This is a genomic window from Pseudomonas emilianonis (assembly GCF_023072625.1).
GTDB classification, from domain to species: Bacteria; Pseudomonadota; Gammaproteobacteria; order Pseudomonadales; family Pseudomonadaceae; genus Aquipseudomonas; species Aquipseudomonas paraveronii.
Map to the genome: position 1 here is coordinate 1 of NZ_JAKNRV010000263.1, position 7383 is coordinate 7383.

Consider the following 7383-nt stretch of genomic DNA (forward strand, 5'->3'; position numbering starts at 1 on the left):
AATGGGGCACGGTGCGCGAGGACTACAGCGCCGATGGCGATGCCTGGCGCTACTTCCCGCACGAACATGCGCGCAGCCGCGCTTACCGCTGGGGCGAGGATGGCCTGGCCGGGTTCAGTGACAAGGCGCAACGCTGGTGCATGGGCCTGGCGCTGTGGAACGAGCGTGACGCGATCCTCAAAGAGCGCCTGTTCGGCCTGAACAACGCTGAGGGCAACCACGGTGAAGACGTCAAGGAACTGTACTTTTTCGTCGACGGCGTGCCGAGCCATGCCTACATGCGCATGCTCTACAAATATCCCCACGCGGCGTTTCCCTACGCTGACCTGATCGCCGAAAACGCCCGACGTGGGCTGGCGGATGCCGAGTACGAAATCCTCGATACCGGCGTGTTTGAAGACAACCGGTATTGCGACGTCAGCGTCGAATACGCCAAGCACCAGCCCGACGATATCTTCATGCGCGTCAGCGTCCACAACCGCTCGGACCAGCCGGCACGCCTGCAAGTGCTGCCCCAGGTCTGGGCGCGCAATGATTGGAGCTGGACCGTCGGCGCGCCGAAACCGCAGTTGCGGCTGGACGGCGACCGCGTGCTGGCGCGTCATCATGAATTGCCCGATCACCACCTCAGCGCCTGGGGCCAGGACGGCGTCGAATGGCTGTTCTGCGAAAACGAAAGTAACTTCCCCAAGTTGGACGGGCAACCGGCGCCGGGGCCGTTCAAGGATGGGATCAACGATTACGTGGTGGCGGGGCAGGAAATCGCGATTCGCCGCGACACCGGCACCAAGGCGGCCGCGCGTTTCATCCTGGAGTTGGCGGGCCTGGAGTGCAAAGCCGTCTATTTGCGTTTTGCGCCCAAGGACGCGCCCCAGGTCAATGCGCGCAAGCTGTTTGAACAGCGCCGCCAGGAAGCCGATGACTTCTACGCCGCGTTGCAGCAGGGCATCGCCGACGCGGATGCGCGTAATGTGCAACGCCAGGCCCTGGCCAGTTTGCTGTGGTCCAAGCAGCTCTATTACTTCGACGTTAACCAGTGGCTCGACGGCGACCCGACCCAGCCCGCGCCGCCGCCCGAGCGCCTGCAACGGCGCAATAGCCATTGGCGGCACCTGTCCAACTTCGACATCCTCTCCATGCCCGACACCTGGGAATACCCGTGGTACGCCTCCTGGGACCTGGGCTTTCAGGCGGTGGCCATTGCGCTGATTGATCCGGGGTATGCCAAGCAACAGCTGTTGCTGCTGGTAAAGGACCGCTTCATGCATCCCAATGGTCAGTTGCCGGCCTATGAATGGCGCTTCGACGACGCTAACCCGCCGGTGCATGCCTGGGCCAGTTGGCGGGTGTATCAGCAGGACAAGGCGTTGACCGGCGTAGGTGACATGGATTTCCTGGAGCGAATCTTCCACAAGCTGCTGCTGAATTTCTCCTGGTGGGTCAACCGCAAGGATGCCGAAGGGCGCAACCTGTTCCAGGGCGGGTTCCTGGGGCTGGACAATATCGCCTTGTTCGACCGCTCGGCCACGCTGCCGCCGGGTTATCAGTTAGACCAGGCCGATGGCACCGCGTGGGTTGCCGCCTATGCGCTGGACCTGATGCGGATGGCTCTGGAACTGGCCAGGCGCAATGTCGTATACGTCGATATCGCAGTGAAGTTTTTCGAGCACTTCCTGTATATCGCCGGCGCCATCAACCGTGTCGACGACAGCGCCGAGGGCCTGTGGGACGAGCAGGACCTGTTCTTCTACGACGTACTGCATCGTCCCGACGGCCAGAACGAACCGGTGCGCCTGCGCTCCATCGTCGGCCTGATGCCGCTGTTCGCCGTGTTGGTGCTGGAGCAGCGCGAGCATGAAGGCCTCGAAGGCTTGCGTGAGCGGCTTTTGGGCTTCATGCACCACCGGCCGGAACTGGCCAAGCTGGTCTCACGCTGGAACGAGCCGGGGCAGGGCAATCGCCTGTTGCTGGCGCTGTTGCGCGGCGAGCGCACCAAGGACTTGCTGCGGCGCATGCTGGATGACGATGAGTTTCTTTCGGCGTTTGGCGTGCGTTCATTGTCCAAGGCCTTTGCCGACCAGCCCCTGGCGCTGAAGATGAATGGCGACACGCTGTGCGCACGTTATCAGCCCGGTGAATCCGATTCACGTCTGTACGGCGGCAACTCCAATTGGCGCGGACCGTTGTGGATGCCGGTGAATTACATGCTGATCGAATCGTTGCGCGAGTTTCATCGGTACTACGCGGATAACTTCTCGGTGGAGTACCCGACGGGCAGTGGTTACCTGTCGTCCCTGGAGGAAGTCGCCGACAGCTTGAGCCTGCGCCTGAGCCGATTGGTCTTAAGGGATGAAAATGGCCTGCGCCCATCGATGGCGGGGTATGCGCAGTTGGAGGCGGACCCGGCCAGCCGTGACCTGGTGTTGTTCCATGAGTATTTTCATGGGGAAACCGGGCGTGGGTTGGGGGCGTCCCACCAGACGGGGTGGAGTGCATTGGTGGCGTTGCTGTTGCATGTACCCTCCACGTCTTGAATTGGGTAAATTTGCCGCCCCGACTTTTACAAGGATGTAGATCATGGCGAACGCTGCCATCCCCCGCCAGATTTGGAGCCGTTCAAGAAAGTCGACGCCGCTGATCGCCAGCCCTGGACCAGAAACGACAAATCCCGCCATTGGCGGGATTTGTCGTTTTATAGCGTGCTCTACAGCCAGCGTTCTCAGGAAGGGAACAGCTCGCTCAGTTTCATCGCCAGCATCATGTCGCCTTCGGTGCGCAGCTTGCCGCTCATGAAGGCCTGCATGCCGTCGGTGGAGCCGTCGACGATGCCTTCCAGTGTTTCGGCGTCCATGACCAGGGTCACCTGGGCGTCAGGGTTTTCGCCTTCTTTCAGTTCGCAGGCGCCGTCTTTGACGATCAGCGAAAAGTTTTTGCTGTCATCGATACGAAAACCGAACACCAGGTCCAGGCCGGCAGCAGCGGCTGGGTTGAATTTGGCTTTCATTGCTTCTACGGCTTTAGCTACGTCAGTCATGGTTTCGATCCTTTAGGGTAGAGTCCAGTGACCTTGGGGTCACGGTTGGCCGCAATTCATCGGAAAGTGATGAGCTGCGGCGCCTTCAACAGTTGCAAGTGGGTATGACTGTTGAAGGAAGCCAGTGCCACCTCGCGACCGCGGAATTTCAGCTGGTTGAGCGAGGTGTTAACAATTTGCCAGTTCAGTTCGAAGGCCTGGGCGGCAGGCATTCGGGTAATCAGGTGGAGCAGGGCGGTAATGGTGCCGCCGGAGGTAAACACGGCGATCTTGTGCGTATTGTCGGCCGCTTCCAGCAGACGCTGCAGGCCACCCTGGACGCGCTCGACAAACCCCAGCCAGCTTTCCAGCCCCGGCGTATCGTAAGTGCCGGCCACCCAGCGCTCGATGATCAGGGCGAAGATGCGCTGGAATTCGCTGCGGTTCTGCGCGGCGTTGCGCAGGATGTCCAGGGCGTCGGGCTCAGTGGTGAGCAGGTCGGGGAGCAGGGCGCGGATGATCGCGTCGGCGTCGAATTCGTTGAAGGCGCTGTCGACTTCCAGGGCCGGAACCGGCAGGCCAAGGGCGCTGTACTGATCGAAGGCGGCCGTGGCGGTGTGCTGTTGGCGGCGCAGGTCGCCGGCGACGCAGCGGTCGAACGTCACACCCATGTCTGCCAGGTGGCGACCGAGGATTTGCGCTTGTTCCACGCCAACGGGCGATAGGACGTCATAGTCGTCTGCACCGAAGGAGGCCTGGCCATGTCGAATCAGATAGATGCTGCCCACGTCCGTTTTCCCGGTACGTTGAAAGTCTGGCGAGGTTATGAGGATGCCTGCGAGCTGTCAATGAAAAAACATACGCTTGTTTTAAAAGTGCGTTAGAGCGCTTGCCTGCTGGCGGTTTGAGCACTGGCCCCCCGGCGGTCCCGTCGGTATGCTTGGGCGATCCGCGCCTGGCGCCGTGCATTGTTAAGGAGACACATGGATTTTTTGGCTGAATACGCGAGCTTTTTGGCGAAGACCGTCACCCTGGTGGTCGCGATTCTGGTGGTACTGATCAGCTTCGCGGCACTGCGCAGCAAAGGTCGTCGCAAATCCGCCGGCCAGTTGCATGTCAGCAAGCTGAATGATTTCTACAAAGGCCTGCGTGAGCGCCTTGAATCGACCTTGCTCGACAAGGATCAGCTCAAGGCCCTGCGCAAGTCCGAAAGCAAAGCCGAAAAGAAGAACAGCAAAAAGAAACCCGAGGCCAAGCCACGCGTGTTCGTGCTCGACTTCGACGGCGACATCAAGGCCTCGGCCACCGAGAGCCTGCGCCATGAAATCACTGCCTTGCTGAGCCTGGCCACGCCCAAGGACGAAGTGGTGCTGCGCCTGGAAAGCGGCGGCGGCATGGTCCACAGCTACGGCCTGGCGTCGTCGCAACTGGCACGGATTCGCCAGGCGGGCGTGCCGTTGACCGTGTGCATCGACAAGGTCGCGGCCAGCGGCGGCTACATGATGGCGTGCATCGGCGAGAAGATCATCAGCGCACCGTTCGCGATCCTCGGTTCCATCGGGGTGGTGGCGCAGTTGCCCAACGTCAACCGCCTGCTGAAAAAGCACGACATCGACTTTGAAGTGCTGACCGCCGGCGAATACAAACGCACCCTCACCGTGTTTGGCGAAAACACCGAGAAGGGCCGGGAGAAGTTCCAGGAGGACCTGGACATCACTCACCAGTTGTTCAAGAACTTCGTGTCGCGCTATCGCCCGCAGTTGGCAATCGATGAAGTGGCGACCGGGGAAGTGTGGCTGGGTGTCGCAGCCCTCGACAAGCAACTGGTCGACGAACTGCAAACCAGCGACGAATACCTGGCTACCAAGGCCAAGACCGCCGAGGTGTTCCACTTGCATTACGCCGAGCGCAAGAGCTTGCAAGAGCGCGTGGGCCTGGCAGCCAGCGGTTCGGTGGACCGCGTGCTGCTGACCTGGTGGAGCCGGTTGACCCAGCAGCGGTTCTGGTAAGCCTCTTTAGGGGATAGGTAATACCTGTGGGAGGGGGCTTGCCCCCTCCCACATTTAGTTCGGTGTGGGTATCGGCTTGCGCATCAGCCTCCCCACCACCAGCGCTCCGAGCAATCCCAATAACCCTGCCACCCACAACACCCCGCTGAACCCGTCCACAAACGCCTGCCGCGCCAGCGGTTGCACCCTTACCCGCCCCGCCTCGGGCACCAGGTTCAGCGCCGCCGGCATATCACCCGCCACCACCCGCGAAGCAATTCCCGCCACCTGCGCCTGCCATTGCGGGTCGATACTTGCGCGCAACAACTGTTCGCTGTGGCTGCTCAGCAGTGCCCCATACACGCCAATCGCCAACATGATCGCGCTGAACCGCATGGTGGTGCTCATGCCCGACGCCATGCCGGCCCGCTCCCGTGGTACGCAGGCCATGATGTTTTTCTGCGTATCGCCATTGAGCAGGCCCGCCCCGGCGCCCGTGACGGCTATCGCCAGGGCGAAGGGCAGGTAGCCGCCGACATTCAGCGCCCAGGCGCTCAGCAGGTTACCGCAGCCTACGAGGGTCAAACCGCTGGCCATCATCGTCGCCGGCGCAAAGCGCCCCGCCAGGCGTGCGCCGATCCGTGGGCAAATCAGCATCGTCAGCGCAAACGGCAACATGCCCAGGCCCGAGGCAATCGCGGAGAAACCCAGGCCGTTCTGCAAGTAAAACGGGAGTAACGTCATCATCACTTGGGCGCAGCCGGCATAGGCGAACATGCCCAGCAGGGCGCCGATAAACCGCGGGTGGCGGAACAGCTGCAGGTCGACCATCGGCCGCTGCTGTAACCGCTCGACCAGCACAAAGATGCCCAATAGCAACGCACCGCCGAGCAGGCGCGCGTAGGTCAGCGGGCTGTCCCAGCCGATGCGGTTGGCCTCGATCAACCCCCACATCAAACACACCAAGCTGGCGCTGAACGCCAGGCTGCCCCACGGGTCGAGTCGTGCGGCCTGGGTATCGCGGGACTCGGGGATGGCGCGCAGCACCAGTGCCATCAGCGCCAGGCCCACCGGCAGGTTGAGGTAGAAAATCCAGCGCCAGCCCAGGTACTCGGTGATCAAGCCACCCAGGGTCGGCGCGGCGGTCATCGCCACGCCCATGCACGCTCCCCAGAACGCCCAGGCCTTGGCCCGTTCCACGTCGTCGTGGAAGGTGTGGCCGATGGAGGCGAGCGCCGAAGTGAGCAACAACGCGGCACCGACGCCTTTGATGGCGCGGGCGATATCCAGCCACAGCGCGCTGGGCGCCGCGCCGCAGCCGAGGGACGCGAGGATGAAAATGCCCAGGCCCCAGATCAGGCTCTTCTTGCGGCCGAAGCGATCGGCGACGCTGCCGGCGGGCAACAACAGCGCGGCGAAGGCCAGCATATAGGCGCTGACCACCCACTCGATATCCGCGAAGTTGGCCCCCAGGTCGCGGGCGATGCTTGGCAGGGTGACGGCGACGATATTGGTGTCGAGCACGATCAGCGAGCAGACGCCGGAAGCGGTCAGCAGTGTCAGGCGTGGACTGACCCGGCTCATGATGTTATTACCCCATAGGCAATACGGAAATGGCAGTTGACGGACATCGCAAGGGCTCTCTACTGTTGAAGTGCCTTGAGCTTATCCCTGTGTGCGACTGCCTTTATTAGTTGCAGTGAAGCACTTCATTACCTTTGAGCTAATCCTCGTATGGATATCCGCCACTTTCGCTACTTCCTGGCCGTGGCCCGGCAGCGCAACTTCACCCGTGCCGCCGAGCAACTGGGCATCGCACCGCCGACTCTGAGCCGGCAGATCCAGGACATGGAAACCAGCCTGGGTACGCGCTTGTTTATCCGCCAGCAGCGCGAAGTCAGCCTGACCGAAGCCGGCGCCGCGCTGCTGGTCGAGGCCGAAGCCACCGTGCGTCAATTCGAATTCGCCCAGCGCAGTGCCCAGCGTGCCGGGCGTGGCGAGACCGGTCATATCGAATTGGGCTACGTGGCCTCGGCGGTGTATTCCGGGCTGTTGCAGCGGCAAATGCACGGGTTCAGCCAGGCGTTTCCCGACGTCAGCGTGAACGTGCGCGAATGTGCGATGGCGACCCTGCCCGGCGCGGTGGCGGATGGGCGCTACGACATTGGCTACGTTCGTTCGCCGATGACCTTGCCCGACGGCGTGGAGGCGGTCCGCCTGCACAGCGAAGGTTTCGTGCTGGCGCTGCCCCAGGATTCCTGGCTGCTGGGGTTGAAGGCTATCGGTTGCGAGCATCTGCAAAACGAGACGTTTATCCTGCCGGAGCAAATCAGCGGCACCCTGCACGTCGCGGCCCAAGGCGGCTACGCGCCGCGCCTGGGG

At 62.2% G+C, this 7383-nt stretch carries 6 protein-coding genes; 3 read left to right on the plus strand and 3 right to left on the minus strand.

Going from position 1 to position 7383, the window contains the following annotated elements:
- Nucleotides 1–2534 (plus strand): MGH1-like glycoside hydrolase domain-containing protein (locus L9Z73_RS21620; protein ID WP_247405241.1); only part of this gene is annotated, 2534 nt, incomplete at its 5' end.
- Between the two features lie 185 nt (nt 2535–2719).
- Here the strand turns inward: L9Z73_RS21620 and L9Z73_RS21625 are convergent.
- Both L9Z73_RS21625 and L9Z73_RS21630 read right to left on the minus strand, forming a co-directional pair.
- Complete coding sequence (locus L9Z73_RS21625; RefSeq protein ID WP_247405244.1) at nt 2720–3034, minus strand: SCP2 sterol-binding domain-containing protein; 315 nt, start codon at nt 3032–3034, stop codon at nt 2720–2722.
- 56 nt (nt 3035–3090) lie between these two features.
- A complete protein-coding gene (locus tag L9Z73_RS21630) occupies nt 3091–3801 on the minus strand; it encodes a histidine phosphatase family protein (RefSeq protein WP_247405246.1) in 711 nt (236 codons plus the stop codon).
- A gap of 195 nt (nt 3802–3996) precedes the next feature.
- Between L9Z73_RS21630 and sohB the strand changes: the two genes are divergently transcribed.
- Nucleotides 3997–5022: a protease SohB gene (gene sohB / locus L9Z73_RS21635; RefSeq protein WP_247405249.1), complete on the plus strand. Its 1026-nt coding sequence runs from the start codon at nt 3997–3999 to the stop codon at nt 5020–5022.
- A 54-nt stretch (nt 5023–5076) separates the two neighbouring features.
- Here sohB and L9Z73_RS21640 read toward each other — a convergent pair whose 3' ends face one another.
- A complete protein-coding gene (locus tag L9Z73_RS21640; RefSeq protein ID WP_247405252.1) occupies nt 5077–6585 on the minus strand; it encodes an MFS transporter in 1509 nt (502 codons plus the stop codon).
- A 150-nt stretch (nt 6586–6735) separates the two neighbouring features.
- On the opposite strand from L9Z73_RS21640, the gene L9Z73_RS21645 reads away from it, so the two are divergent.
- Nucleotides 6736–7383, plus strand: a 648-nt coding sequence (locus tag L9Z73_RS21645; protein ID WP_247405256.1) for a LysR family transcriptional regulator, incomplete at its 3' end; no start/stop codon positions are given.

Bases quoted from the DNA above. Each gene is read 5' to 3' on its own strand.
- L9Z73_RS21640 (WP_247405252.1), bottom strand. From the start codon at position 6,585: ATGAGCCGGGTCAGTCCACGCCTGACACTGCTGACCGCTTCCGGCGTC.
- L9Z73_RS21625 (WP_247405244.1), bottom strand. From the start codon at position 3,034: ATGACTGACGTAGCTAAAGCCGTAGAAGCAATGAAAGCCAAATTCAAC.
- sohB (WP_247405249.1), top strand. From the start codon at position 3,997: ATGGATTTTTTGGCTGAATACGCGAGCTTTTTGGCGAAGACCGTCACC.